The organism is Streptomyces sp. GL_148 (assembly GCF_057834205.1).
On sequence record NZ_CM174396.1, the window covers coordinates 8,449,647 to 8,473,934 of the forward strand.

The window sequence follows — 24,288 nt, forward strand, 5'->3', positions numbered from 1 at the left end:
CGGGCGGGGCCCGCGGCCCTGCGGTCTCCGGGCATGCCGGACCGGACGCCCGTGGGAGTGGGTCTACGTGAGCGGGCCTACGTGAGGGGGCCTGAGCCTGCCGCGCCTGAGCCTGCCGGGCCTCCCGCGGCCCGGGCGGCGCGGCGCAGCCGGGACCTGGCCGGATCCTGGGGGGAGTACGAGGCCGCGCCGGCGTGTTCGCGCGGGTTCGGGCGGACGAACAGGGTGACGGTGACCTTCTCGCTGAACCCGTTGCGCCGCATCATCGCGGCGGAAGCCGCGTTGCCGCTCTCCACGTCGGTGATGATCCGGGACGCTCCCGCAGCGAAGAGCGCGGCGCAGCAGTGCTCGACCAGGGAACTCGCGACTCCCCGGCCCCGGGCGCGTTCCTCCAGCGCGATCCACTCGAGGTAGCCCCAGTCCTCGCGCTCGTCGTAGGACAGCGATCCGAGGACGAAGCCGAGCAGCCCCTCCTCGTCGCGTGCGATCCAGCAGGCGTCCGGCTGGGCGTCCCAGTGCGCCGCCACCGACGACAGCGACCAGGAGGTGTAGGGCATCGCCTTCACGTCGAAGGACCGGTAGCCGAGATCGAGAACGGCATCGAGGTGGGTCAGTCGCAGGGGGAGGGTCTCGACTTCACTCATGAACTCGATGATGACATAGCCGGATATTTCTCCCCGTCACCTCACGGAGGGGACCTCGGGGTCCGCCGCCGGATCCTGGGCGGGCGCCGGGGCAGGATTCCTCGGGCCGAGGGCGAGGGCGAGGGCGAGGACGTAGAGGAACAGGACGCCCATGACGGCGACGCCCACCCACCTCCGAGCAGGGCCACGCCCAGCGCGGTGCCGAACTCGCGGGTGACGTCGTTGAGTGCGGAGGCGATGCCCTGGTGCTCTCGCGGCAGGGGGCCGGTGATGGCCTCGGTGGAGGGCGTCATCGCCAGGCCCATGCCGATGCCCACGGCGAGCATGCCGGGGAGGACGGGGAGGACGGGGGGTGGGGCGGGAGGGCGGGAGCCGGCCCTCGCGCGCGCCCGCCGAACGGCCTCAGGCGGTGGCGGCGGTCCCTGCCGAGGCGAGGGCCGCGACCGCCGCGTCGGTGTCGGCGACGGCGAGGAGCGCGTTGATGTGCGCGCCGGCCAGCGCCCCGGCCGCGGCGGAGGCCCCGACCTGGGCGATCGGGTCGGTGACGTTGCCCGCCACCCACACCCCCGGCACGTCGGTGGCGCCGGCCGCGCCGGATGCGAAGCGTCGGCCGCCGCCGGGCAGTTCCTCCATCGGCAGGCCCAGCCCCGCCAGGCCCTCGGTGCGGGCCACGAGCGTGGTCGCCACCGCGAGGACGCGGCGGTCGACGACCGCTCCGTCGGCCAGGCGCACACCGCGGATGCCGCCGGCGCCGTCCCCCACGACCTCTTCGGCCGGGGTGTCGACGATGCGGATGGCGCGTGCGGCGAAGCGCGCACGGGTCTCGTCGTCCAGCTCGGTGCCGTGCGTGAAGTAGACGAGGTCGTCGGTGAGCTGACGGAACAGCAGGGCGTGGTGGATCGATGCGGGTCCGGTGGCGAGGACGCCGATCGGCTCGTCGCGCACCTCCCAGCCGTGGCAGTACGGGCAGTGCACCACGCTGCGCCCCCAGTGTTCCGCCAGCCCGGGCAGCTCGGGCAAGACATCGCGCAGACCGGTGGCCACCAGCAGGCGGCGCGCCGTCAGGACGCGGCCGTCGGTCAGGGTGACGGTGAAGCGCAGGTCGCCGTCGGCGGACGGATCGGCGTGCTCGGCGGCGGAGACCTCGCCGGAGACGACGAGGCCGCCGTAGCGGCGTACTTCCTCACGGCCCCGCCCGTACAGGTCCGCCGGCGGGGTGCCGTCCAGGCCGAGCAGGCCGTGCACGCCCTCGGCGGGCGCGTTGCGGGGGGTGCCGCTGTCGATCACGACGACCGAACGGCGGGAGCGGGCGAGCATCAGCGCACCGTTCAGACCGGCGGCGCCGCCGCCGATCACCACGGCGTCGACGGTCCCGTCCGGCAGTGCGTCGGTCGCGTATGCGGTAGTCGTCGCGGTCATGTCCTCGGGTTCCTTTCCGGATGTTCCTTCGTGCCGGCCCCGGTGGTCCGGGGCCGTCTGGACGCAACGCTAACCGCGACTTGCAGTACGAGCATACGATGTTGCCTATGACGCAAGAAGACGGTGATCTGGACAGCCTGGTGCGCAAACGCATCCGCGCGCTGCGGGTGGCGCAGGGCTGGTCCCTGGAGGAACTGGCCACGCGTGCCCGGCTCAGCCAGTCCACGCTCAGCCGCATCGAGAACGGCCAGCGCCGCCTGGCGCTCGACAGCCTCGTCACGCTCGCCCGCGCACTGGACACCACCTTGGACCAGCTCGTGGAGACCGCGACCGACGATGTCGTCACCAGCCCGATGATCGACGCCGCCCGCGGGCAGATGCGCTGGCCGATCAAAGGAGAGCCGGGCATGACGGTCATCCGCCAGCGCATGACCGAACCGCCGCCCGACAACCCCTCCCGTATGCGCGCCCACCCCGGGCGCGAATGGCTCGTGGTCCTGTCCGGCACCGCGATCCTGATGCTGGGGCACCGCCGCATCCGGGTCGAGACCAACCAGGCCGCCGAGTTCCCCACGATGATGCCGCACGCGATGGGCGCCGAGGGGGGACCGTGCGAGATCCTGGGCATCTTCGACCGGGATGCCCGCCGCGGCCACCAGCGGGACAGCGGCGTCGGTGACGCGGGCGGCGACGGAGGAGGCGAAGGCGCTGCGCAGGGGGCGGGTCAGTGAGGATGAGCGGTGGCTCTTCCCGGCCTGTACGGGGTGTCCGGCGCGCGCGTTTTGCGCGTCCTGGGGGCTACGAGGCCATCTTCTTGCCTAACCGGCAAGGATCGATGCGGCAAGCGCATGGGCGTCCTACCGTGAAGCCATGACCCACGCACAGCACGCACCCCAGCACGGCGACACCGATTCCGGGCACGAGCACGGCCGCGGCCACCACGGCCATGACCAGCCCGGCCATGATCACGGACATGCCCAGCACGGCCATGATCACGGCCATGCCCAGCACGGACATGCCCGGGCCGACCTCGAGGGCCAGGCGGAGATCCTCGACCTGGACGCGGAAGTCCTCGCCGAGCACATCGCCGACATCACCATGTGGCTGCCCCTGAGCGAGTCCCCTCGCCACATAGTGGATCTGGGCTGCGGCACGGGAGCCGGCACCTTCGCCCTGCTCGACCGGTTCCCCGACGCGCACGTCACCGCAGTCGATTCCTCGGCGCTGCACCTGCAGCGCCTGCGGGAGAAGGCGTGCGCCCGCGGCGTCGAGGACCGCGTCCGCACCGTGCAGGCCGACCTCGATGAGACCGAGTGGCCCGACCTCGGTACGCCGGACCTGGTGTGGGCCTCGGCCTCGATGCACCACATGGCCGACCCGGACCAGGCCCTGCGCACGGTCCGCGAACTGCTCGCCCCCGGCGGACTGTTCGCCGTCGTCGAGCTGGCTGGGTTCCCCCGCTTCCTGCCCGCGGACGCACCCGAAGGCCGACCCGGACTGGAGGAGCGCTGCCACACCGCGAGCGAGAGTTACCACGCCGAGCACGTGCCCCACCGCGGCGCCGACTGGGGCCCGAAGCTCAGCGCGGCCGGGTTCGCCCTGGACGGCGACCGCGTGATCAGCGTGAACATCGCGGGCTCCCGCAGCGAGGCGGTCCGCGCGTACGCCCTCGGCAGCCTGCAGCGCCTTCGCCGCAGCATCGTGGACACGCTCACCCCGGAGGACCTCGCGGCGCTGGACCGGCTGCTCGACACCGACGGCCCCGAGAGCATCCTGCGCCGCGACGACCTCGCCGTGCGGACCGAGCGCACCGTCTGGGCCGCACGCCGCAAGAACTGATCCGCGCCGGCGTGGCCCCCGGCCTCGGCGCCTCGGCGCCTCGCCGCCTCGACAGCTGGGCCTCCATCATTGCCGTCCCGACCGCGATCACCGGCTTCTACGGCCCGAAGGCGGTCACTCCTGCGGCCGGCGCAGCAGTGGGGGAGCCGGGTGGGGCAGGGGGCTCGCAGCGGCCGGGCTCAGGCCGTCCATGACCAGGGCCACGTAGCGGCGCCAGCCCTCCTCGGCCGGGTCCATGGTCCACAGCACGCTGACCAGCATGCTCATGATCCTCTTCAGATCGTCGGGCACCAGGTCCCCGCGGATCACCCCGGCCTGCTGCCCCCGCTTCACCAGCGGGTCGAGCGCGTCGAAGAACCGGCCGCTGACCTCCGCGGAGAGGACGCCGGCGTTGCGGGCGGCCGTCAGCACGTGGTGTTCGTCGGCCGCCGAGGTCAGGGCGGCTTCGAGTACGACGGTCAGGCCGCGGCGGGGGTCGTCGTCGGCCAGTCCGCGGTCGATGACGGGCAGGACGTCCTGCGTGAACTGCTGGTCGAGCACGGCCCGGAGCAGGGCCGCCTTGTCGGGGAAGCGGCGGAAGAGCGTGGCGATCCCCACCCCGGCCCGCCGTGCGATCTCGTCGAGCGGCGCATCGGGTCCCAGCTCGGCGTACACGTCGCGTGCCGCTCTGACGATCTTCTCGATGTTGCGCACGGCGTCGGCGCGCAGGGGTTTGGGGCTTTCGGTCGGCACGCTGCCGAGAATACAACTGATAGTCGACGATCGGATCCGGTTGACACGCCACCCGCCGCGAACTGATAGTTGACTACTGATTGTGGTGTGCGCCGACCTCGTACCCACGCAACGCCGGACCGACCCCTTCCGTACCTCGTGCGCCCCGCAGGCCCGGCCGGCCGGGCCTGCGGCCCATGCCTCTAGGACCCTTCATGCAACAGCCGCCCACGGCCGCCCCTCGCACCGGCAAGGTGATCGCGACGCTCGCACTCGCGGGCATAGCCGCAGCCGTCATGCAGACGCTGGTCACGCCGCTGCTGGCCGACCTGCCGAACATCCTCCACACCTCCCACTCCAACTCCGCCTGGGTCGTCACCGCCACCCTCCTGGTCGCAGGCGTGTGCGTACCGATCAGCGGGCGCCTGGGCGACATGCTCGGCAAGCGCCGCATGCTCCTGGCCTGTTGCATACCGCTGATCATCGGATCGGTGGTGTGCGCACTGGCGGGCGGTGTCGTCCAGATGGTCATCGGGCGGGGCCTGCAAGGCGTCGGCATGGGCATGATCCCGCTGGGCATCGCCCTGCTCCGTGACATCCTCCCCGCCGAGAAGCTCAGTTCCTCCATCGCCCTCGTGAGCGCCTCCATGGGCATCGGCGGCGGCATCGGCCTCCCGGTTTCCGCGGCCGTCGCCCAGTACGCGAGCTGGCGCTTCCTGTTCTGGGGGTCCGCGGCGCTCGCCGGCTGTGTCGCCGTCATGATCGTGGCCTTCGTTCCCGAGGGGCCCGCTGCGGCCAAGGGCCAGCGCTTCGACGTGGTCGGCGCGCTGGGCCTCGCGGCGGGCCTGGTGTCCTTGCTGCTGTTCGTGTCCAAGGGCGCCGACTGGGGCTGGGGCTCGGCCACCACCCTCGGCCTGATCGCCACCGCCGTGGTGGTCCTGGCTGCCTGGGGGTGGTTCGAATGGCGCACCACCGACCCGCTGGTCGACCTGCGCACCACGGTCCGCCCGCGGGTCCTGCTGACCAACCTCGCCTCGGTCTCCATCGGCTTCGGCATGTACGCCGGCATGCTGGTGGTCCCGCAGCTGCTGCAGTTCCCCGCCGCCACCGGCTACGGCCTGGGCCAGTCCATGCTGGCGGCCGGCCTGTGGATGCTCCCCGGCGGGCTGATGATGATGGCCGTGTCCCCCCTCGGGGGCAAGCTCACCAACGCCCACGGCCCGAAGGTCACCCTCGTCTGCGGGGCGCTCGTCCTGGCCGCGGGTTACGGCGTCGCGCTCCTCTTCTCCGGCACGGCCGCCGGGCTGATGGTCGCCGTCATGGTCATCAACAGCGGTGTCGCCCTCGCCTACGGAGCCATGCCCGCTCTGATCATGAGCGCGGTACCCCTGACCGAAACCGGCGCCGCCAACGGCTTCAACGCCCTCATGCGCTCCCTGGGCACCTCCGTCGGCGCCGCCGTCGTCGGTGTCGTCCTGGCTCAGATGACCACCACGGCAGGCGGATTCACCTTCACCTCCGAGGCGGGCTTCCGCACCGGTCTGCTCATGGGCGGCGGCTTCGCCCTGCTGTCGGGGGCCATCGCCGCTCTGATCCCCGCCTTCAGGCCGCAGCAGCTCGAACTGCGGGACCAGGCGGGCCTCCTGACCGAAACGGCCCCCACCTCGGTCGGCAAGTAGCGCCGCCGCTCAGGTCATCGGGCCGCTTCGAGGTACGACGCCAGGTGGGCCAGCGAGGAGGCGATGCCCGCCTCGTGGTCCGCCTGGTCGATACCGGGCGGAACGTCGGTGGCGGTGACGGTCACCTCGGTGCCCTCACCGGAGGCGGCCAGGTGCCAGGTCATCGTCATGGTGCCGGCGTACGACGGGTCGTCGGACTCGAACTCGGCCTGCTGCACCACGCGCTCCGGCGGAACCAGGCCGGTGAACCGTACGTCGACCACGTCGGTCGCCTCCGAGGTCTTGCCGGGGCTGCCGGCGGGATCGAGGGAGGTGTCGAGGTAGGTGAGGACCATCCGGAACCCGCCGCCCGGCCGCGGATCCCACCGCTCGATCCGCCCGCTCATCCCCTCGGGCGGGAGCCAGGCTTCGAGGGACGCGCGGTCGAGGAGGGCGGCGTAGACGGCCGCCCGCGGCGCGGCGATCGTCCGGGCGGCGCGGTCGGTCCTGCCGGCGGACCCGTTCCCGGGCCGGACCCGGTGCACCGGCGCGTCGTCGGCGGGAGCCTCCAGGGTGCGGAGGTGGGCTGTCACCGCCGCCGTGGTGCGCTGCTCGTCGCGGCTCGCCAGGAGGTCCAGCAGTGCCCCGCGCAGGACCGACAGCAGCAGGGTGCGCTCGGCGAGCCCCTCGGGCGTGTCGCGACGGGCCGGCGGCTGGGCGGCGGCGAAGACCTCCAGCCAGTCGGCGATCGTCCGCTCCGCGAACCCCGCCCAGGGCCCCGCGTCGCCGCTCAGCGAGCGTGAGTAGCCCTCGACCCAGAGGGTGAGGACCTTGCGGTGTCCCGGGTCGGCCAGCCAGTTCCACACCAGTTCGCCCGTGCGGGCGAGACCGTGCTCCGGCCGGGCCCGGTGCACGGCTTCGAGCATTCCCGTCTCGTCCTGCCGGGCCCGCGCGAGCAGTGCCTGCACCAGGGCGTCCTTGCTGCCGAACAGGAAGAGGAGGACGCGCGGGCTGCTGCCGATCGCCTCGGCAAGGGGCCGCAGGGACATGTCCGCCAGACCGTGGTCGAGCACGTGGGCGTAGGCCAGCTCCAGGAGCTGCTGCTTGCGGGCAGAGTCGACGCGGGCGGAGTCGTCACGGGCGGAGGGGCTCATCCGGACATTATGCTTTACTGAAACAGTCGTTTCAGTGGCTCAGTGGCTCAGTGGTTCAGAGAGAGGGTCCCCATGAACGAGGTCCGCGCGGTGATCCGGCCGCTGGGGGAGCCGGGCGATCTCGGCTGGGTGGTGATGGCCCACGGCGAGCAGTACGCGAAGGAATTCGGCTGGGACATCAGCTTCGAGGCCCTGGTCGCGCGGATCGTCGCGGACTACGCGGCCGGCCGCGACCCCTCCCGCGAGGCGGCCTGGATCGCCGAGCTGGACGGCCGCCGGGTCGGCAGCGTGTTCTGCGTGGCCGACGAAGACGGCGAAGGCGGCGGAGACGGCGGCGCAGAAGCCCAGGGGGGCACCGCGAAGCTGCGGATCCTCCTCGTGGACCCCGTAGCCCGCGGCCACCGCCTGGGCTCGCGCCTGGTCGCACAGTGCGTGGACTTCGCCCGCGGGGCGGGCTACGAGCGGATCCGGCTGTGGACCAACGACACCCTGGTGGCTGCGCGCGGGATCTATCTGGCCGCCGGTTTCCGGCTCGTGGAGGAGGAGCCGCACCACAGCTTCGGCGCCGATCTGATCGGGCAGGTCTACGAGCTCGACCTGTCGGCCTGAACGCCGCCCGGGGGTAGACGCGAGCCGAGGCGCCGCGGCCGAATTCCAGAGCAACTCGCCCGTGTCATCAGCCCGTTGCCGGGTATCCGCGCAGCGTGCCCGTCAGCGAGGCGGTCAGGCGGAGGACTCTAGGGAAAGGGAAACCCCGGTGATGGCGATGACGACGCGCGTCCATGAGACCGCCGAGCGGCTGAGGGAGACGGCGGCATCGCACGTCGCCCGCCTCGTGGAGGACAGGAGGCTCGACTCCGCACGGGGCAAGGCCGTCCGGGGCGCGACCACGGTGCGGAGCCACCCGACCGCGCTAGTCACGGCCGCCGCCGTACTGGCCGCTGCCGCACTCGCCCGGCGGAGCCGCCGGGCACGACGCGGGCAGGCTGTTTGAAGCGAGCGTCCCGGGTCAGACGAGATGAGATCACACATCCGAATCAGGTCCGGATCCGCTCCGGATCCGGGCCGTCTCCGATGGAGGTTCCGAGGTGGGAAATGTGTCGCGTCTGCCGGGTCGTGCCGAGCACCACTGGTTGTGGCAGGAGGACGCCGCCTGCCGGGAACTGGGCTCGCGCCTCTTCTTCTACCCCGCGGGCGAGCAGCGAGCGGAGCGGGAGGCGCGGGACGCGGCCGCGAAGGAGGTGTGCGCCCTGTGCCCGGTGCAGCGCGACTGCCTGCGCCACGCGCTGGAGGTGGGAGAGCCCTTCGGCGTCTGGGGCGGGCTCACCGCGCACGAGAGGCGTGAACTCCGTACAAGGGGAGGCAAGCGGCGCGCACTGCCCTCCACCGCTTGAGCCCCGGCAACCCGTGAAGGGAGCGGCCCCCGAACACCGGGGGCCGCTCCCTTCACGGCATGTCACTGCTCGTCGCGGGCTCTCAGCAGGGGCGGACCGGCTGGAGGTTGTGGACGTAGCGGGCCGAGACCCAGCCCTTCGAGCCGTGCAGGCGGTACCACACCGGGTTGCCGTCCACCCAGCCCCCGCGCTTCTGGCACACGAGGAGCACCCGCTGGTGCGGATGCAGCTGCTTCACCACGTCCGAGTACACGGTCGGCCTCTCGCGGACGTTGAGCGGTGCGCGGGACTCGACCACGCCCACGGGGCCGGACTTGCCATGCCCGTACCCGGCGGCGAGCCCGTCGGCCGCCCAGCCTGCCGTGCTCAGTGGCCCGATCAGTACTCCGGCCGCCAAGGCGTACGTCAGCAATGCCTTCTTCACCATCGGGTCCACTCTCCCTGTGTCGCCTGGGCGCGGGGCCGGCAGCCCGTGCGGCCGACCGCCCGGATCCGACTATTCACCGCCCGTACGACGGATCACCGGTGTCCCGGAGGGAACACGCCCCCCTGTGCTCCGGATGGCCCAGAGCCCGCCACCCTGACCGCCTTCCCGGCCGGCCGCTGAGCGGGATCCGCGTCTCGCGGCGCGCAGCCGTCCTGCCGGGCGGCCGGCAGACCCGCAGGGGGGAGCCACCCCGGGCCCGAGGTTTGAACCGACCGGCATCGAGCAGGCGCCCCTGCGGAGCGAGACCCTCAAGCAGAGGAGGAACGTGGCATGGCCGCGGACGCACACAAGGACCAGGACGTCGTCGCCTTGATCCTCAAGGACCACCGCACGATGGAGGACCTCTTCCGCCGGATGCGCAGCGTGGAGGCCGACCGCAAGGACGCGCTCGCGAAGCTGTCCGCGCTCCTCATCGCGCACGGCGAGGCCGAGGAAGCCGAGGTGTACGGCGCGCTGAAGCGGTTCAGGGACGTGGACAACGCGGAGGTCGAGCACGGGGCCGAGGAGCACGCCGAGGGCAACGAGGCCCTGCTGGCGCTGCTGGAGGTGTCCGAAGTGGGTTCCGACGACTGGGACGGGCGCCTCGAGGACCTGGTCAAGGCGGTCTCCCACCACCTCGACGAGGAGGAGCGCACGATTCTCAACGGGGCCCGGGAGAACGTACCGGACGAGCGGAGGGCCGAACTCGGTGCGGCCTTCATGGAAGAGCGGGAGCGGCAGCTCGACGCCGACTGCGGCAGCATCGAGAACGTACGCGCGGTGGTGCGGAGATGAGGGCGACGGCGGCGCGGCCGGGGGCCGGGCCGGGCGCGGGACCGGGCCCGGCCTCGTCGAGTCCGGGCCCGGTCCGCACTCCGGGGGGCAGATGATGCGGCGGGTCAGATGATGCGGCCGCCGAAGCCGCCCATGGAGTAGTAGGTCCCGAGTTCCTCGCGGTAGCCGAGGTCGGCGAGGTGCTTCTCGCGGTGGAACTCCGGAGCGTTCTTGATCTGCTCCTTGGTGCCGTCGACGTAGATCTTTTCCTTGTCGACGTCGACGATGATCACGGTGCTCGCCGGGAGGAGGACCTCCTTGCCGAAGATCCAGATACCTGTGTCCACGACCAGGTAGGCGTCACCGGCCTCGTCGGAGTGCTTGGCGACCTTGCCGATGCTCCCGTCGGTCGCCTCGACCGTGTACCCGGTCAGATCGGTACCGGTCAGGTGGCCCGCGGTCGACCTGTAGCTCCACACATGCTCAGTCACGCGAAAACAACTCCTTCGCCAGACAGGGGGCGGCGGGGCAGGGCCTGCCGTCCCTCTCTTCCGATGTCGTACGGGGCACTGCCGGTGTCCCGTACGACATCGCCTGCCCCGGCTTCGGCCCTTCATTCGCTCCGGAGGGCCGCCCGTACGTACGCGGCTACGGGCCACTCCTCGCTAGGGGTACGGGCCACGGGCGACGGCGCGGTCAGCGGGCCGCGGGCCTGCCGGACACCAGACGGGCCGCCTCGATCTCGGCCCAGACGGCCTTGCCCTGCTCATGGGTGTGCGTGCCCCAGCGGTCGGACAGTCGCTCCACGATGTGCAGGCCGTGGCCGCCCGGCATGCCGCGCCGCGGGGCCGGGTGGAGGAGGGGCAGGGCCGTCGTGCCGTCGCACACCTCGATGCGCAGGGTTTCCCCGGCCGTGAGGACGAGTTCCCGGCAGCCGTCCGCGTGCAAGGAGGCGTTGGTCAGCAGCTCGGACACGAGGAGCAGGGCGTCCTCGGCGGTCTCGGTGCCGTCCCAGCCCCAGTCGCGCAGGGCCCGGCGCGTGAAGTCGCGGCCCTTGGCCACCGCGCCCCCGACACCCGTCAGGGCGAGCCGCCGCCGCTGGCCCCCGCCGGGAAGCCCGGCGCTCACTGGATCTCCCGTTTCCGGTCCGATGGTCTCCACCGTGCTCTCGCACCCCCGTGCCGACTCTGCCCTGTTCGCTGTTCGCTGTTGGCCGTTCGCCGTTCCCGGGAGCGCCGACGACGTAGTGGTCGGTGTCGTCCCGGACTGTCCGCATGCCCCCGAGCGGCCCGAAGACACCCGAGCCCGAACCCGAGTGTAGGTGACCTCCTGTGTCAGGGCGTTGCCATGTGGAGCCGCAGCGTGAAGCCGTCGTCCAGGGCCCGGACCTCGACGAGATCGCAGAGCTGGTGGATCATCCACAGTCCGCGGCCGCCGTCGGCCGAGGCCAGCGAGGGGCGGCGGCGCCCCGCGAGGGGGTCGGCCAGGCGGCCCGCGTCGTGGATCTCGGCGACGACCCCCGCACCGGCGCCGGCGGTGGCCCACAGGCGCAGGGTGCCCTTCCCGCCCCCGTGGGACAGGGAGTTGGCCGCGGCCTCGCTGACGGCGAGGACCAGGTCGCCGCGGCGTGACGGGGCCAGCGAGGTCCCGCGGGCCCAGGCCTCCGCGTACTCGCGCACCTCGGCCAGCCCTCCGTGGGCGAACCCGAACCGGGGCGCCCCGCCCTCGGGTTCGGGCAGCGGCCGGTCGCAGTCCGCCGAGACCCGCGCGGCGTCGGTGTACGACGGACTCGGCAGGTGCAGGCCTCCCTCGATCAGCGTGGGATGGGTGCGCCGGGCATCGGTCACCACGTCGGGTGCCAGCCCCCGTACGTCGTACGGGCACAGGACGATGGCGGGCCGGCCGGCGAACGCCGTGTTGATGAGGGCCTCGTGCCGGGTGGACTCCAGGACCTCGGCGGGGGAACGTCCGGGCCAGACCGGTTCTCCGACGATCCGGGCCGCCCGGCTCACGTGCAGGTCGGCGAAATCCTGCAAGCCCGCCAGGATGCGGCCGGGATTGCGGCCCAGCTCCGTCATGTCCGTCCAGGTGACGTCCGAGGCGCTCGCGCCGAAGCTCTCGCGCAGGGCGTCCAGGCGCGGGCCCGGGACGGCGACGAGGACCGGTTCACCCGCCGACAGGGCGGCGCGCACGAAGGCGCCCACGCCGGCCACATACGCGTCGAGGTCCTCGTAGAAGAGGGCGGGATGGACGAAGGCCCCGGGCCCGGCGGGCTCAGGAACAGTGGTCATGCTGCGACCTCCAGCGCGGCGCATTCGTCCGGGAACATCTCCACGACCCTGCGGAGCGAGTACGGCGGATCGTGGAGCAACAGGCGCCGCCCCTGCCCGCTGAGGGCGGCCGACGCCCGTACGAGGGCGGCGACCGCGGCCGTGTCGAGGAAGACGACGGCGGAGAGGTCGAGGTGGACGACGGGGCCGGGGATCGCGGTCACGGCGCCGAGCGCGGCGGACAGGCACTGGCGGGTGTCGAGGTCGCAACTGCCGCTCAGGCGCGCGCCCGGACGGTCCTGCCACGGCCGGGCGGTCAGCGGGGCCGACCCGCCCGCTTCCGCCTCCGCGCCGGAGGGGGAGTTCATGGTCCTTTCCTACACCGCGAGCATGCCGGTGCGCAGCCGCGCCAGGGTCCGGGCCAGGATGCGGGAGACCTGCATCTGGGAGACGCCGAGCACGGCGCCGATCTCCGCCTGGGTCTTCTCCTGTCCGAAGCGCATCCGCAGGATGAGCCGGTCGCGTTCGTCCAGTTCCTCCAGCAGGGGTGCGAGGGTGTGGAATTCCTCGAAGAGCTCCATGCCCGGATCGACGGCGCCGTGGCGCTCCGCCGTCGGCCGGGCGCTCCGGCCCGCCGCGGACGAGGCGTCACCGTCGCCGGCGGCGGCGTCGAGGGAACTGCTCGTGTAGCCGTTCGCGGCCACCAGCCCCTCGATGACCTCGTCCTCGGACAACTCCAGGTGCTGGGCGAGCTGCTTGACGGTCGGCGCCCTGCCCAGGACATCGCTCAGGGCGTCCTGGGCCCTGGCGAGTTCCGTACGCAGTTCCTGCAGGCGTCGCGGTACGTGCACGGCCCAGGTGGTGTCGCGGAAGTAGCGCTTGATCTCACCGGTGATGTACGGGAGGGCGAGGGTGGAGAACTCGACCTCGCGCTCGGTGTCGTAGCGGTCGATGGCCTTGATCAGGCCGATGGTTCCCACTTGGATGACGTCGTCCATGTCGAGACCGCCGCCGAGCACGCGGGCCCGGAAGCGCCGCGCGGCGAACTGGACGAGGGACAGGTTCATTTCGATCAGGGTGTTGCGCGTGTACTGGTAGGCGGGCGTCCCCTCCTCCAGCGTGCGCAGCCTCGCGAAGAAGAGCCGCGAGAGCTCCCGGGCGTCACCGGGCGCCATCTCCCGTGCGTTCTCCACCCGGAACAGGTCCGCGTCCTGCGTGGGCGCTCCCGGGGACTCCAGGTCACACGCGGGTACCGATGCGTCTGCTGCACGAATGGGGCCTACCACGGTGGCCGAGCGATACATGGTGGCCGCTCCCTCCCGATTGACTGACGGCTGCCGGGGGCGCTTCTGCCCCGACTGAAGGGGTCTACACACTGCGACGGCATCGGTTCTCCCCCGGGAAGCGCGGCCGCCGCGGTGCCGAAGGGTGCCTACGGTGCGCTGCGGGTCGGTGGATAGCGTGGGGGTATGGCGAAAGCGGGGAAGCGACGGGTCCTGTACCGGCAGGGCACGGGGTTCTGGCGGATGACGGCGAAATGGGCTTTCGTCTTCGGGGTTTTGTCCCTGGTGGACGGTGGACTGCTGCGGTCCTGGGGCCATGCCGTGGTCTGGCCGATGATCGGGATCCTGCTGTGGGGGCCGTTCGGGGTCGGCGCCGTCTGGTACCCGAGGAAGGACCAACGGGTCGAGCTGACGGCGCGTGAACTGCGGGTGCGGCGCAAGCGGCTGCCGATGGAGAAGGTGAACCTGCTGCACGTGGCGCGGCTGTGGCTGGAGGGGCGGTCGACCGCGGACGGCCGCCCGGTGCCGGAATGGACCCGCTCCGAGCGGGTGGTGTGGGTGCCGCTGCGGGACGGCCGGGCGTTCGGCGTGGAGTTCCGCGACCCGGCCGCGTTCGCAGGAGTCTTCGGCGCCTTCGCGGTCGAGGCCTGCGGCGGTCCGGACATCGTCCGCGCGAGGGCCGCGGCGGAGACCTACCCGGATCCGCGCCCGCTGCCTCCCCGCCGCTCCGCCGACGAGCCAGGCTCCTGGCTGGACGTGCTGGACGTCTTCAACTGAGCGTCGCGAACGCACGGCAGGGGACATGGGTGACAAGGGGGCAGCAGGGGATAGGGGTACCGGGTCAATGCCCAGGCGTCAGGGCCCATCGGGCGCCGGATCGAGGAGCAGGCATACTCCCTTGGGAGGACGTAGGACCGACGATCCGGGGAGGCGGACATGACCGGAGCAGGAGACGGATACGGATCCGGATACGGGCAGAGCGTGGTCGGGGACGGCTACCCGGTCGGGGCCGGCTGGGTGGTGGTGGCCCGGGGAGAGCTCGACCAGGACACGCTGGTTCCCTTGGAGGAAGCCCTCACCGCGGCCGCCGGCCTGCATCCGCTGGTGGTCCTGGACGCCGGTTCCATCACCTTCGGAGACTCCTCGTTCCTGAACCTGCTCCTGCGGCTGCACCACCTCACGACCCTGCGCATCGCCGCCCCCGGCGAGCAGTTGCGGCGGCTGTTCGCGGTGACCGGGGCCGATACGGTCCTGTCCCTGCACCCGAGCGTCGAGGCCGCCGTCGGGTCGTGAAGCCACGCCGAGTACACGGCAGCGTCGTGAAGCACGCCGAGTACACGGCAGTTGCACCGGTCATTCAATGTCCGGGTCCTCGGGAGGCGGGTGTTGCCGAGAGGCCTCCCGCGCATGCGGATCCCCTCTCCCCTTCCCGCAGCCCGGATGCACTGGCCCCGGTGTGATCGGCCGTGCCATAGGGTCCCTTCGGCGGCGCTAGCCTTCACCGGACCGGTGGTGCGGAGAAGACGGATCCCCGCGGAGCCGGGTGCGCATCGGTGCGCCCCGAAACCGGGGGCCGGCCCCGTCCCGTTCGTCGGAGTGTCGGTTTCGAGGGTGAGGTTGGGGCGGATGGCCGAGCGGGCGGGCACGGGTTCGGCGGGTGGGGTGCCCCGGCTCCCCGGCGAGGGCGGGATCGGCGAGGCGGAGCTGCGCAGGCTGCTGGCCGGGCTGACCGCCGTACGCGACGGGGATTTCCGTACCAGGCTGCCCGATGCGGCGGACGGCCTGCTCGGGGAGATCGCCACCGTCTTCAACGGGATGGTCAACCAGCTGTCCCTGTTCACCTCCGAGGTGACGAGGGTGGCCCGCGAGGTGGGCACCGAGGGGACGCTCGGCGGCCAGGCCGACGTACCCGGGGTCGGCGGCGCCTGGCTGGACCTCACGGAGTCGGTCAACTTCATGGCCGGGAACCTGACCGCCCAGGTGCGCTCCATCGCCCAGGTCGCGACCGCCGTGGCCAAGGGCGACCTGTCGCAGAAGATCACCGTCACCGCCCGGGGGGAGATCCTCGAGCTGAAGGAGACCATCAACACGATGGTCGACCAGCTGTCCGGATTCGCCGGCGAGGTGACCCGCGTGGCCCGCGAGGTCGGCACCGAAGGCCGGCTGGGCGGCCAGGCGGACGTGCAGGGCGTCTCCGGTACGTGGAAGGACCTGACGGAGTCGGTCAACGTCATGGCCGACAACCTGACAGCCCAGGTGCGCTCCATCGCCGAGGTCACCACCGCCGTGGCCCAAGGCGATCTGACCCAGAAGATCCGCGTGGACGCACGCGGGGAGATCCTGGAGCTGAAGGAGACCATCAACACGATGGTCGACCAGCTCTCCGCCTTCGCCGGCGAGGTGACCCGGGTGGCCCGCGAGGTGGGCACCGAGGGCAACCTGGGGGGTCAGGCCACGGTCCGGGGCGTCTCCGGCACCTGGAAGGACCTCACCGACAACGTCAACGTCATGGCCTCCAACCTCACCGGCCAGGTGCGCTCCATCGCCCAGGTGGCCACCGCCGTCGCCCGCGGCGACCTTTCGCAGAAGATCATGGTGGAGGCGAAGGGTGAGGTCGCCGCGCTGGCCGGGGTCATCAACACGATGGTCGACACGCTGTCCGCCTTCGCCGACGAGGTCACCCGGGTGGCCCGCGAGGTGGGCACGGAGGGCCGGCTCGGCGGCCAGGCGCAGGTGCCCAATGTGGCGGGCACCTGGAAGGACCTCACCGACAACGTCAACTCCATGGCCAACAACCTCACCGGCCAGGTCCGCAACATCGCCCTGGTCACGACGGCCGTCGCCAACGGCGACCTGTCCAAGAAGATCGACGTCGACGCTCGAGGCGAGATCCTGGAGCTGAAGACCACCATCAACACGATGGTCGACCAGCTGTCCGCCTTCGCCGCCGAGGTCACCCGCGTCGCCCGCGAGGTGGGCAGCGAGGGCCGGCTCGGCGGCCAGGCCGAGGTCGAGGGCGTCTCGGGCACCTGGAAGCGCCTGACGGAGAACGTCAACGAGCTGGCCGGCAACCTGACCCGCCAGGTCCGGGCCATCGCCGAGGTCGCCAGCGCCGTCGCCGAGGGCGACCTGACCCGCTCGATCACGGTCGACGCCTCGGGCGAGGTCGCCGAACTCAAGGACAACATCAACTCCATGGTCGGCTCGCTCCGCGAGAGCACCCGGGCCAACCAGGAGCAGGACTGGCTCAAGTCGAACCTGGCCCGCATCTCCGGCCTGATGCAGGGACACCGGGACCTGGCCGCCGTCGCCGAACTCGTCATGGACGAACTGACGCCGCTGGTGGCCGCCCAGTACGGAGCCTTCTACCTCGCCGAGGACCGTCCCGGCGGCACCATACTCACCCTCGTCGGCTCCTACGGGCGTTCCGCCGCCGCGGAGGAGGGCGCCGCCTTCGCCCTCGGAGAGTCCCTGGTCGGACAGGCGGCCCGCAGCCGCCAGATCATCGCCACCGATCAGGTCCCCGGCGGCTACGTGATCTCCTCCGGGCTGGGCCACACCACCCCGGGCAGCCTGATCATCCTGCCCATCGTGGTGGACGACCAGATCCTCGGCGTGATCGAGCTCGCCTCCTTCACGGCCTTCAACCCCGTGCACCGCGACTTCCTGGCCCAGCTGATGGAGGCGATCGGCGCCAACGTCAACACGATCGTCGCCAGCGCCCGCACCGACGAACTCCTCGGCGAGTCCCAGCGGCTGACCGGGGAGCTCCAGGCCCGCTCGGAGGAACTCCAGGTCCAGCAGGAGGAACTCCAGCGCTCCAACGCAGAGCTGGAGGAGAAGGCCGCCCTCCTCGCCAGCCAGAACAGCGACATCGAGGCCAAGAACCTGGAGATCGAGCAGGCCCGGCAGGAGCTGGAGACCCGCGCCCAGCAGCTGTCGCTGGCCTCCACCTACAAGTCCGAGTTCCTCGCCAACATGAGCCACGAGCTGCGCACACCGCTCAACAGCCTCCTGATCCTGGCCCAGTTGCTCGCCCAGAACCCCGCGCGCAACCTCACCCCCAAGCAGGTCGAGTACGCCGGCATCATCCACTCGGCCGGCTCGGACCTGCTCCAGCTGATCAACGACATCCTCGACCTGTCGAAGGTCGAGGCCGGGAAGATGGACATCAACCCCGAGCGGGTGCACCTGCCCCAGCTCCTGGAGTACGTCGACGCCACCTTCCGGCCGATGACCACGCAGAAGAGCCTCGACTTCACCGTCACCACGGCCCCCGGCGCCCCCGACGACCTGCTCACCGACGACTCGCGGCTGCGCCAGATCCTGCGCAACCTCCTCTCGAACGCCGTGAAGTTCACCGAACGCGGAGGCGTCGAGCTCCGCATCGAACCGGCCGCGACCCCCGAGATCCCCGCCGGACTCTCCCGGCGCGGTCCGGTGCTGGCCTTCCGGGTGCGCGACACCGGCATCGGCATCCCCGAACAGCAGCTGGAGTCGGTCTTCGGGGCCTTCCAGCAGGCCGACGGCACCACCAGCCGCAAGTACGGCGGCACCGGCCTCGGGCTCTCCATCAGCCGCGAGATCGCCCAGCTCCTCGGCGGGGCCGTCACCGCGGTGAGCACCCCCGGCCAGGGCAGCACCTTCACCCTCTACCTGCCGGTCAGCCGCGCGGACTACGAGGACGCCTCCTACGCCGAAGCCCCCCTGGCGGTCCCGGCCGGGGCCTCGTACCGTGCGGCGGCGGGACGGGGCGGCCGTCCGGGCAAGCCCGTACTCCCGGATCAGCGGCGGCCCCGCCGCCTGCTGGTGATCGAGGAGCGGGCGAACGGCCTGCTCTCCCTCGTCGCCGAGAGCGCCGACCGGGACTTCGCCCCCGGCCACCGGACGGCGGGGGAGCGGGGCGGCATTCACGTGGTCAACGCGACGAGCTCCCGCGAGGCCGCCGCCGCCCTGGCGGCGCACGCCTTCCACTGCGTCGTCCTGGAACTGGACCTGCCCGACGGCGAGGCCCTGCGCTTCCTCGACGCCCTCGACGGAGACCCGGCCCTCGCCTCGCTCCCCGTCCTCGCCCACAACAACCCGCGGGTGCGGACCGGCCAGGAAGAAGCCCTGCGCCGGCGGTCCGCGTCACGCCGAGTGGAACTGCTCTCCAGCCTGGACGAGCTGCGCGAACGCATCGCGCTCCACCTGTCCGCCGAACAGCCGGGGGAGGTGCTGCCCCTGGTCCACGGCGACGCACGGCGCCGGCACGCCGAGCACGTACGCGAAGGCGACCTGGCCGGCCGCACCGTCCTCGTCGTCGACGACGACGCACGCAACCTCTTCGCCCTCAGCGGGGTCCTGGAACTGCACGGCATGCGCGTGCTCCACGCCGAGGACGGCCGCAAGGGCATCGACACCCTCGTCCGCAACCCGGGTGTCGACATCGTCCTGATGGACGTGATGATGCCCGAACTGGACGGCTACGCCGCCACCGCCGAGATCCGGCGCATGCCGCAGTACGTGGGCCTGCCCATCATCGCGGTCACGGCCAAGGCGATGCCCGGCGACCGGGAGAAGAGCCTCGCCGCGGGCGCCAGCGACTACGTGACCAAGCCGGTGGACGCCGACGACCTCATCGCCCGCATCCGGCGCAGGCTCACCCGGTGACCGCCGACACGCCCCGGCACGACGACGCCCGCCGGCCGGAGACACCGGACGGAGACCGGCCCACGGGCGGCGTACCGCAGCAGGCTCCGACACCGATGGGGCGTCTCGTCGCCACCGTGGAACGGCTGCGGCGCGAGGTGCTCGAGGCGCAAGCGGCCGCCGACGGACGGGCCTTGGCCGAACTGGCCAAGGGCATCCTGATCGGGCAGCTGAACTGCACCCCGGCCGCGGCGGCGCGCCAGCTGGACGTGCTGTGCCGCGAGAGCGGGATGTCCCCCCTCGAACTCGCCGCCGACATCGTCAACCAGGCCTCACGCGACCACGTCAGCGACATCGCCGCCGAGTTCGTCGAACGTACGGGCACGGGTACGGGTACGGGCACGGGCGCGGGTTCCGGTTCGGGTTCGGGTTCGGGCACGAGTATGGACGGCGGCGACCCGGCCGACCGGCACTCCACGGTGTCGGTACGGCTGCGCACCGCCGAGAGCGGGGTGCTCGCCGTCACCGCCGACACCCAGGCGGTCGCCGAGTCCCTCCTGGCCAACGCCCTGGGCCCGCTGGGAGCGGTCGCGGTGGCCGTGTGGACCGCGGTGCCCGACGGATCGCTGGCCCTCGCGGGCCACGCCGGCTTCCCGCCCAGGGAGGCGGCCCGATGGCGCCACGTACCCCCGGGCGTCTCCACCGTCGCCCGCCTCGCGCTGGGGGAACGCCGTCTGGTCACCCTCGCCGCCCTCGACCGGGAAGGGCTCCCCTCCATCGGCCGCGCCGAGTGGCCCGGCGGCGGCCGCATGGCGGTGCCCACGGGGACGGGCGGCCGGATCCAGGGCGTCCTGGAGATCTGCTGGCCGCGCCCCCTGGAGCCGCAGTCACCCCGGATCGAGCGGCAGGTCGAGGCCCTGGCCGAGCTGTGCGCCCGCACCATGGACGCCTCGCCCCCGCGCGACCCCACGGCCGCCGACGCGGTCCTCCCGGACGTCGCCGAGCTCATCGACCTCGCCGAGGGACTCCAGGACCCGGCCGTGGTCCTCACCCCCGTCCTCGACTCCGAGGGCCGGCTCGCCGACTTCCGGATCCGGCACACCGGCAGCCGCTTCGTCGACCCGGTGGGACGGCCGCGCGGCGACGTCAACGGCGCCCTGCTGCTGGAGGCCTACCCGCTGGCCGCCGGCGAGAGCGGCCTGTTCGACATCATCGAGCGCGTACACGCCACGGGCGAGCCCTTCCGCGCCGAACGCATGAGCCTGACCGCGCTCGTCGACCAGATCCCGCTCACCTCGGTCGCGAACATCAGCGTCAGCCGCCACGGCTCTGCCGTCCTGCTGATCTGGCGGATCCAGGACGAGACGGCCCGGCTGGCCAACCTCCTCCAGCACGCCCAGCGCCTGGGCCGGATCGGAGGCTTCGAGGAGAACCTCGTCACCGGGGAGACCACCTGGAACGCCCAGCTCTACGATCTCCACGGACTCCCGGCCACCGCGCCCCCGGTCCGGCTGCGCGAACTCCCCGGCTACGCGCACCCCGACGACTCCGCGGCCCTCAGCCGATTCCTGCGCGCGGTGCTCCGCCACCGCCGCCCCGCCTCCGTCAACCTGCGCCTGCGCAGACCCGACGGAATCACCCGCCACATCCGGGTCGTCGCCGAGCCCGTCCTCGACGCGGACCAGCGGCTGCACGCCGTGCGCGGCGCCTACCAGGACATCTCCGCCCAGCACTGGACCGAGGTGGCTCTGGCCGCGACCCGCGACCAACTCGCCCACACCGAGGCCGAGTCCGCCGAACGGAGCCGCCTGGCCCTCCAACTCCAGCACGCCATCATGCCCTCCACCCCACCGGCCATCGAAGCCCCGGGCCTGCGGGTCGCCGTCCGCTACCGGCCGGCGGAGATCGAGGCGCTCGTCGGCGGAGACTGGTACGACACCGTGGTGCTGCCCTCCGGGCTGATCATGCTGTCGGTGGGCGACGTCGCCGGGCACGGCATCGAGGCGGCCACCGGGATGGTCGTCCTGCGCAACGCCCTGCGCGGCCTCGCCGTCACCGGGGCGGGCCCCGCCCAACTGCTGTCCTGGCTCAACACGGTCACCCATCACCTGGCCAAGCACGTGACGGCCACCGCCGTCTGCGGCCTCTTCGACCCGCGCACCAGGGTGATGCGCTGGGCCCGTGCCGGCCACCTGCCCCCCGTACTCGTCCGCCGCGGGGAGGCGGAGGCCTTCCCGCTCATCGAGGGGCTGCTCCTCGGAGCCCTGCCGGAGGTCACCTACGTGGAGCGGGAGGTACAGCTCGAACCGGACGACACGCTGTTGATGTACACGGACGGACTGGTGGAACGCCGGGACTCCTCGGTGCAGGAGTCGCTCGGCCACCTGGTGCACGCGGCGGCCGGCGCTGCCGGAGACCTGGACGGCCAACTGGACCGCCTCCTCGCCGAGAGCCGCTCGGACACGGACGACGACACGTGCGTGATCGGCATCCGGGTCGGCTGACGGCGGACCCTCCCCGCACCGGCGGCAGCCGTGCCGGCCGGGCGGCCGGGCGGTGGATCGCCGGGTCCCGAGGCGTGTCGCTCCTCGTCCGTGCCCGGGCCGTCCGGCACGGTGGGCGCGGCCGGTGGCGGTCCGCCATGACGGCCCCGGAAACGCGAAGGGGTGCGTATGACGGAGAACGCCAACGCCCGGACCAGCCGCCGCACACTCCTGCTGGCCGCCGGATCGGCCGGAGCCGCCGCGCTGGCGGCGGCCTGCTCAGGTCCGGCCGCCAACCGGGGGGCGGCAGGCCTGCCCAAGGCCCCCGCGTCCGCGACCGGGACCGGGGCGGGGACGGGGACCGGGACGGGATCGTCCGGCCCGGCGTGCGTGCTGACCACGGAGGCGGGCGAGGGGCCGTACTACCTCGACCTGGACCGGGTCCGGTCCGACATCACGGAAGGCCGGGCCGGCGTGCCGTTCCGCCTGGACCTGACCGTGCTCCGGGTGGCGGCCGGCTGCCGCCCGGTCCCCGGCGCCGCGGTCGACGTCTGGCACGCGGACTCCTCGGGCACGTACTCCACCGGTACGGACGCCTTCCTGCGCGGCACCCAACTCACGGACGCCGCCGGGCGCTGCACCTTCCGCACCATCGTGCCGGGCTGGTACCGGGGCCTGGCGCCGCACATCCACTTCAAGGTCCGCCCCGACCAACACACCGAGACGACCTCGCAGTTCTTCTTCCCCGAGGAACTCCTCGTGCGCGTGTACGAGCTCCAGCCCTACGCCCGCCGGCCGGCCCCGGCCCACCCCAACACCCGCGACAGCCGCTACCGGGACTCGGGCGCGGCGATGACCCTGGCCCCGTCGCCGGACGCGGCCGGCTACCGGGCGTCCTACACCGTCGGCATCACCTGACGTCCGGGGCTCAGGTTCAGCTCATTGCGCCGCATCCGACGGCTCGTACCAGAGGCTCGTCATCGGGGAGTGCGCGGTCCAGCCCAGCGAGGAGTAGAGCGCCTGACCCTCGGGCGTGCCGACCAGGACGCCCGTCCTCGCGCCGGCCTCGTACGCGGCGCCCTGCAGGGCGCGCATCACCAGGCCGCCGAGGCCCCTGCGCCGGTGCCGGGCGGCGGTCTCGACCTGGTCGACCACGACATGTGCGCCGGCATGGGCGATCTGCCCGCGGGCGGCGAAGTGCCCGTCGCGGGTGCGGACCAGCACCCGGCTGACGCCGCCCCGTGTCCAATGGGTGAGCGTGTAGCCGGCGGGCACCTCAGGGCGCTCGGGTACGAGCCGGCACGTCATCAGGAAGCCGGGACTGTCACGCCGCCAGCCCGGCCCGACCCAGGGCAGGACCGTCTGCTCCTCGGCGAACAGCTTCAGCCAGGTCCCGGGCGCGCTGGTCGAGGCGACGATCTTGCGCACATCGGCCTCGGAGGGCTCCGGGAGCACGTGCCGGGCGACGTGCTGGGGCTGTCCGACGTCGATCGTCCACCCCCATGGCTCGTCGATCGGGTCCGAGCTGCCGCGGGAGACGACCCAGCCGTTGATCCACATCCGCACGAGCTCCCCGACCCTGGTGTCCGGCATCGCCGCCCGCCCCCTGATTCGTAATAGTTGATAGCGTCAGTCGGACCTTACATGTCAGGGGTGGGGCGTGACCATGGGGGCACGCCCCCTCACTCCCGGCGAGGAGCGTAAAGTATCCGTCCGATCGCAGTGGGTGATGATTGAGGTGTGCGGGGGCTCCTGGCGGGCAGATAACCCGCATGCTCTCGGACATGATCGAACGGCTGCGGCTCCTGCCGCGCCCGCGCCGAACTCCCGTCTTCACCGCCGACTTCGCCTCTCCCACCCAGTGGATCGCCGGCCACTCGTGGGCGTATCCCGACGGCGGCCCGGTCAACCCGGGCGACAACAAACTGGACCACCTCACCGAAGACCCCGCCTACAGCCGCGCCGGGATCTTCCGGGCGACACCGCGCCCCGACGGAGACTGGGACAGCGGCCTTCTCACCACCGAGGGCAGTGACGAGGGCTTCGAGGTGCGCACCGGCGACGTACTGGAGGCCCGGGTGAAGCTGCCGGTGCAGCTGGGCGCCTGGCCCGCCATCTGGACCTGGCGCGACGGCGGCCAGGAGATCGACGTCTTCGAGTACCACCCCGACAACCCGGACCTCCTCGAACTCTCGAACCACGTCCGGGAGGCGCACCGCTACCACCGGGACCCGGCGGTCCGGCCCGGAGCGTGGATCGACCTGAAGGTCGAGTTCGGGAAGGGGTCGGTCATCTGGTGGATCAACGGCGACCGGGTCTTCGGCGACGGCAGGGGCGTGGGCCGTCGCTGGTCCGCGTACCTCATCGTCAACCTCTCCGTCTGCGCGGGCAGGTACCACCCGGCGCCGGAGCCCGGGGTCACGGAGCTGTCCTACGAGGTCTCCCAGTTGCGGGTCTACCGGACACATCGAGGGCTCCTGTAGACCGGCAACGCAGCGGCAGCGGCCGGATTCGACGGGCAGCCGGTGGCCGGGACGCGCCCTGGACGGTGAATCCGGGGTG

The 24,288-nt window shown here is 72.3% G+C and carries 25 protein-coding genes and 1 pseudogene; 13 read left to right on the forward strand and 13 right to left on the reverse strand.

Features of this window, described 5'->3' with window-relative positions; genetic code table 11:
• Positions 1-77 precede the first annotated feature (77 nt).
• The 4 genes and pseudogenes from AC3IYI_RS38065 to AC3IYI_RS38080 form a co-directional block, all read right to left on the reverse strand.
• Positions 78-644, reverse strand: a complete 567-nt coding sequence (locus AC3IYI_RS38065) for a GNAT family N-acetyltransferase (RefSeq protein WP_489407994.1) — start codon at positions 642-644, stop codon at positions 78-80.
• 36 nt (positions 645-680) lie between these two features.
• Positions 681-812, reverse strand: coding sequence for a hypothetical protein (locus AC3IYI_RS38070; RefSeq protein WP_489407995.1), 132 nt, complete (start codon positions 810-812; stop codon positions 681-683).
• Positions 813-817: 5 nt separating this feature from the next.
• Positions 818-988 (reverse strand): annotated as a pseudogene (locus AC3IYI_RS38075) (MFS transporter); the annotation flags it as partial.
• A gap of 58 nt (positions 989-1,046) precedes the next feature.
• Positions 1,047-2,063, reverse strand: a complete 1,017-nt coding sequence (locus AC3IYI_RS38080; protein ID WP_489407996.1) for an NAD(P)/FAD-dependent oxidoreductase — start codon at positions 2,061-2,063, stop codon at positions 1,047-1,049.
• A gap of 98 nt (positions 2,064-2,161) precedes the next feature.
• Between AC3IYI_RS38080 and AC3IYI_RS38085 the strand changes: the two genes are divergently transcribed.
• Together AC3IYI_RS38085 and AC3IYI_RS38090 are read left to right on the forward strand one after the other, a co-directional pair.
• On the forward strand, positions 2,162-2,794 hold the full coding sequence (locus AC3IYI_RS38085) for a helix-turn-helix domain-containing protein (RefSeq protein WP_489407997.1): 633 nt from the start codon (positions 2,162-2,164) through the stop codon (positions 2,792-2,794).
• Positions 2,795-2,933: 139 nt separating this feature from the next.
• Positions 2,934-3,902: a class I SAM-dependent methyltransferase gene (locus tag AC3IYI_RS38090; RefSeq protein ID WP_489407998.1), complete on the forward strand. Its 969-nt coding sequence runs from the start codon at positions 2,934-2,936 to the stop codon at positions 3,900-3,902.
• Positions 3,903-4,016: 114 nt separating this feature from the next.
• On the opposite strand, the gene AC3IYI_RS38095 is transcribed toward AC3IYI_RS38090, so the two are convergent.
• Positions 4,017-4,634 carry a TetR/AcrR family transcriptional regulator gene (locus tag AC3IYI_RS38095; protein WP_489407999.1) on the reverse strand — a complete coding sequence of 206 codons (618 nt, stop codon included), beginning with the start codon at positions 4,632-4,634 and terminating at the stop codon, positions 4,017-4,019.
• Positions 4,635-4,828: 194 nt separating this feature from the next.
• Between AC3IYI_RS38095 and AC3IYI_RS38100 the strand changes: the two genes are divergently transcribed.
• Positions 4,829-6,292, forward strand: coding sequence for an MFS transporter (locus AC3IYI_RS38100; RefSeq protein ID WP_489408000.1), 1,464 nt, complete (start codon positions 4,829-4,831; stop codon positions 6,290-6,292).
• Positions 6,293-6,306: 14 nt separating this feature from the next.
• Here AC3IYI_RS38100 and AC3IYI_RS38105 read toward each other — a convergent pair whose 3' ends face one another.
• On the reverse strand, positions 6,307-7,425 hold the full coding sequence (locus tag AC3IYI_RS38105; RefSeq protein WP_489408001.1) for an SRPBCC domain-containing protein: 1,119 nt from the start codon (positions 7,423-7,425) through the stop codon (positions 6,307-6,309).
• A 72-nt stretch (positions 7,426-7,497) separates the two neighbouring features.
• Between AC3IYI_RS38105 and AC3IYI_RS38110 the strand changes: the two genes are divergently transcribed.
• The 3 genes from AC3IYI_RS38110 to AC3IYI_RS38120 all read left to right on the forward strand — a co-directional run bounded on the left by AC3IYI_RS38110 (position 7,498) and on the right by AC3IYI_RS38120 (position 8,819).
• Positions 7,498-8,034, forward strand: a complete 537-nt coding sequence (locus AC3IYI_RS38110) for a GNAT family N-acetyltransferase (RefSeq protein WP_489408002.1) — start codon at positions 7,498-7,500, stop codon at positions 8,032-8,034.
• 151 nt (positions 8,035-8,185) lie between these two features.
• Complete coding sequence (locus AC3IYI_RS38115) at positions 8,186-8,419, forward strand: hypothetical protein (RefSeq protein WP_489408003.1); 234 nt, start codon at positions 8,186-8,188, stop codon at positions 8,417-8,419.
• Positions 8,420-8,522: 103 nt separating this feature from the next.
• A complete protein-coding gene (locus tag AC3IYI_RS38120; protein ID WP_489408004.1) occupies positions 8,523-8,819 on the forward strand; it encodes a WhiB family transcriptional regulator in 297 nt (98 codons plus the stop codon).
• 82 nt (positions 8,820-8,901) lie between these two features.
• On the opposite strand, the gene AC3IYI_RS38125 is transcribed toward AC3IYI_RS38120, so the two are convergent.
• Entirely contained in the window at positions 8,902-9,246 is a 345-nt protein-coding gene (locus AC3IYI_RS38125) for an SH3 domain-containing protein (protein ID WP_489408005.1), read from the reverse strand.
• Positions 9,247-9,576: 330 nt separating this feature from the next.
• Between AC3IYI_RS38125 and AC3IYI_RS38130 the strand changes: the two genes are divergently transcribed.
• Complete coding sequence (locus AC3IYI_RS38130) at positions 9,577-10,080, forward strand: hemerythrin domain-containing protein (protein WP_489408006.1); 504 nt, start codon at positions 9,577-9,579, stop codon at positions 10,078-10,080.
• Between the two features lie 104 nt (positions 10,081-10,184).
• On the opposite strand, the gene AC3IYI_RS38135 is transcribed toward AC3IYI_RS38130, so the two are convergent.
• The 5 genes from AC3IYI_RS38135 to AC3IYI_RS38155 all read right to left on the reverse strand — a co-directional run bounded on the left by AC3IYI_RS38135 (position 10,185) and on the right by AC3IYI_RS38155 (position 13,633).
• Positions 10,185-10,550: a PRC-barrel domain-containing protein gene (locus tag AC3IYI_RS38135; RefSeq protein ID WP_489408007.1), complete on the reverse strand. Its 366-nt coding sequence runs from the start codon at positions 10,548-10,550 to the stop codon at positions 10,185-10,187.
• A 205-nt stretch (positions 10,551-10,755) separates the two neighbouring features.
• Positions 10,756-11,187 (reverse strand): ATP-binding protein, encoded by a 432-nt coding sequence (locus AC3IYI_RS38140; RefSeq protein ID WP_489408008.1) that lies wholly within the window; start codon positions 11,185-11,187, stop codon positions 10,756-10,758.
• 206 nt (positions 11,188-11,393) lie between these two features.
• Entirely contained in the window at positions 11,394-12,350 is a 957-nt protein-coding gene (locus AC3IYI_RS38145) for an anti-sigma factor RsbA family regulatory protein (protein WP_489408009.1), read from the reverse strand.
• On the reverse strand, positions 12,347-12,697 hold the full coding sequence (locus tag AC3IYI_RS38150; protein WP_489408010.1) for an STAS domain-containing protein: 351 nt from the start codon (positions 12,695-12,697) through the stop codon (positions 12,347-12,349). The genes AC3IYI_RS38145 and AC3IYI_RS38150 overlap by 4 nt, the downstream gene beginning before the upstream one ends.
• Positions 12,698-12,706: 9 nt before the next feature.
• Positions 12,707-13,633: a SigB/SigF/SigG family RNA polymerase sigma factor gene (locus AC3IYI_RS38155; protein WP_489408011.1), complete on the reverse strand. Its 927-nt coding sequence runs from the start codon at positions 13,631-13,633 to the stop codon at positions 12,707-12,709.
• 165 nt (positions 13,634-13,798) lie between these two features.
• Between AC3IYI_RS38155 and AC3IYI_RS38160 the strand changes: the two genes are divergently transcribed.
• The 5 genes from AC3IYI_RS38160 to AC3IYI_RS38180 all read left to right on the forward strand — a co-directional run bounded on the left by AC3IYI_RS38160 (position 13,799) and on the right by AC3IYI_RS38180 (position 22,644).
• Positions 13,799-14,389: a hypothetical protein gene (locus AC3IYI_RS38160; protein ID WP_489408012.1), complete on the forward strand. Its 591-nt coding sequence runs from the start codon at positions 13,799-13,801 to the stop codon at positions 14,387-14,389.
• Positions 14,390-14,548: 159 nt separating this feature from the next.
• Positions 14,549-14,905 (forward strand): STAS domain-containing protein, encoded by a 357-nt coding sequence (locus AC3IYI_RS38165; protein ID WP_489408013.1) that lies wholly within the window; start codon positions 14,549-14,551, stop codon positions 14,903-14,905.
• A 333-nt stretch (positions 14,906-15,238) separates the two neighbouring features.
• Entirely contained in the window at positions 15,239-19,264 is a 4,026-nt protein-coding gene (locus AC3IYI_RS38170) for a HAMP domain-containing protein (RefSeq protein ID WP_489408014.1), read from the forward strand.
• Positions 19,261-21,747 (forward strand): SpoIIE family protein phosphatase, encoded by a 2,487-nt coding sequence (locus AC3IYI_RS38175; RefSeq protein ID WP_489408015.1) that lies wholly within the window; start codon positions 19,261-19,263, stop codon positions 21,745-21,747. The genes AC3IYI_RS38170 and AC3IYI_RS38175 overlap by 4 nt, the downstream gene beginning before the upstream one ends.
• A 168-nt stretch (positions 21,748-21,915) precedes the next feature.
• On the forward strand, positions 21,916-22,644 hold the full coding sequence (locus tag AC3IYI_RS38180; RefSeq protein WP_489408016.1) for a dioxygenase family protein: 729 nt from the start codon (positions 21,916-21,918) through the stop codon (positions 22,642-22,644).
• 21 nt (positions 22,645-22,665) lie between these two features.
• Here AC3IYI_RS38180 and AC3IYI_RS38185 read toward each other — a convergent pair whose 3' ends face one another.
• A complete protein-coding gene (locus tag AC3IYI_RS38185; RefSeq protein ID WP_489408017.1) occupies positions 22,666-23,319 on the reverse strand; it encodes a GNAT family N-acetyltransferase in 654 nt (217 codons plus the stop codon).
• A 191-nt stretch (positions 23,320-23,510) separates the two neighbouring features.
• Here AC3IYI_RS38185 and AC3IYI_RS38190 point away from each other — a divergent pair, with 191 nt between their 5' ends.
• Positions 23,511-24,209 carry a beta-glucanase gene (locus AC3IYI_RS38190; protein ID WP_489408018.1) on the forward strand — a complete coding sequence of 233 codons (699 nt, stop codon included), beginning with the start codon at positions 23,511-23,513 and terminating at the stop codon, positions 24,207-24,209.
• Positions 24,210-24,288 lie beyond the last annotated feature (79 nt).